General features: G+C 39.2%; 1 protein-coding gene. It reads left to right on the plus strand.

The annotated features are described in order from the left end of the window. The first annotated feature begins 145 nt into the window (after positions 1-145). A complete protein-coding gene (locus M3182_RS25475; protein WP_251560622.1) occupies positions 146-1,903 on the plus strand; it encodes an IS1182 family transposase in 1,758 nt (585 codons plus the stop codon). Positions 1,904-1,928 lie beyond the last annotated feature (25 nt).

Below are 1,928 nucleotides of genomic sequence, written 5' to 3' on the forward strand. Positions count from 1 at the left end.
AAAAGGGGCTGTCCAAAAAGTCAGTGAAAGCTGGTTTTTTTGGAGCCCCTTTTTGTATTTTTTCGAAAAAAAATACAAAAAAAAATCGTCCTTTTTAGTAAAATGAAGTTACCACACCACACTTACAGAAAGGACGATTTTTTTAATGTGCAATCCTAAGATTACTAATGAAAATTATAACACGCAAATGACTCTTCTTCCAGAGTCGAATGAAAAAATGACCTCTAAAAGACAATTTGCCCCTACCTTCAAACCATATGACAACCGTCAAGTTCAAATGATTTTTGATATTGAAGCACTCATACCTGAACATCATGTCGCTCGTATCGTGGATGAAATGGTTGAGGCTGTGCCCGATGAGCAATTATTTTCTTATTATAAAGGCGGTGGTCGCAGCTCCTTTCATCCAAAAATGATGCTCAAAATCATCTTGTTTGGTTATTCCCAAAAGATTTATTCATGCCGAGGAATCGAAAAGTTAATACAGGAAAATATCCCGGCCATGTGGTTGGCAGCGATGCAAAAACCTGATTTCCGTACGATTAACGAGTTCCGTGGCGAACGGATGAAAGTCTTTATGGACGAGTTATTTGAGGTCATGATTCTGAAATTAGTTGAGGAAAACCACATCACGCTGGAAAACTACTTTTTGGATGGCACCAAAATTGAAGCTGATGCCAATAAGTATTCTTTTGTGTGGAAAAAATCAACGGCGAAATTTGAAGCAAAATTAAAAGAGAAAATTCAAGAAACACTCCAGCACATCCAAGAACTAACACAATTAGAAGGCAGAATAGAACAAAAGGACACGGAAAAAAGTGTAGAATTCACTGAAGATCACTTGAAGGAAGTCGCTAAGGAATTAGAAGAAAAAGTAGAAAGACTAACAGAGGAAATTGAACAGGAACAAGATACAAAAATTCGCAAGAACAAGCGACAAACACGTAGTAAATGGAAGAAACCTTTAAAGCTGATTCGAGACAACTTCCTACCACGACTATCTAAATACAAGGAACAGAACAAAATCTTTGGCGACCGTAATAGCTATTCAAAAACGGACAAAGATGCCACCTTCATGCGCATGAAAGAAGATCACATGAAAAACGGTCAGTTGAAGCCGGGATATAATGTGCAAATGGGGACAGAAAACCAGTTTATCTTGTTTTATACCATACATCAACGCCCAACAGATACGCGTTGCTTTATCCCGCATTTGGAGAAATTGGCATCTACTTCCTTACCAATGCCAAAAACAGTCATTGCCGATGCAGGTTATGGAAGTGAAGAAAATTACGTTTATGCGGTTGGTGAAGAGAAAGAACCACGATTTGATTTTCTTATTCCTTATGGATCCTACATACAAGAAAAGACACGCAAATACAAAAATGACATCAAAAATGCGAAGAACTGGACCTACCGTGAACAAGATGATTATTTTATATGCCCGAATGGAAGAAAAGTTACGTTTAGGAAATACCAAAACAAAAAGAATCGGTCTGGTTATGTGCAGAGCTTCAAAATATACGAATGTGAAGACTGTACAGATTGCCCATTGAAAGTGAAATGCACAAAAGCGAAAGGGAACCGTCAGGTTCACTGGAATACGGTCTTCGAAGAAATGAAGGCGAAGGCAAAAACAGCTCTTGAATGTGAAGAGAAAGCCGCTATCTATGCTCGACGAAAAGTCGAGGTAGAAAGTGTGTTCGGTCACATCAAGGGCAATCGGTCGTTCCGCAGGTTTTTATTGCGGGGTCTCGACAAGGTACATGTCGAGTTTGGGATTGTGGCATTAGCCCATAACATCCTGAAAGTAGCAGGCATCCGCCAGCTACTTTCAGGAAAAAACCAAAAAAATACAAAAGCACGTTGGGAAAAACATCTCGTTTTTCTCCACGTGCTTTAATTTAGGGACTTATCAGACAGCCCCT

The sequence above is a fragment of the Mesobacillus maritimus genome, from assembly GCF_023715205.1.
In the GTDB taxonomy this organism is placed as follows: domain Bacteria; phylum Bacillota; class Bacilli; order Bacillales; family Cytobacillaceae; genus Mesobacillus_B; species Mesobacillus_B maritimus_C.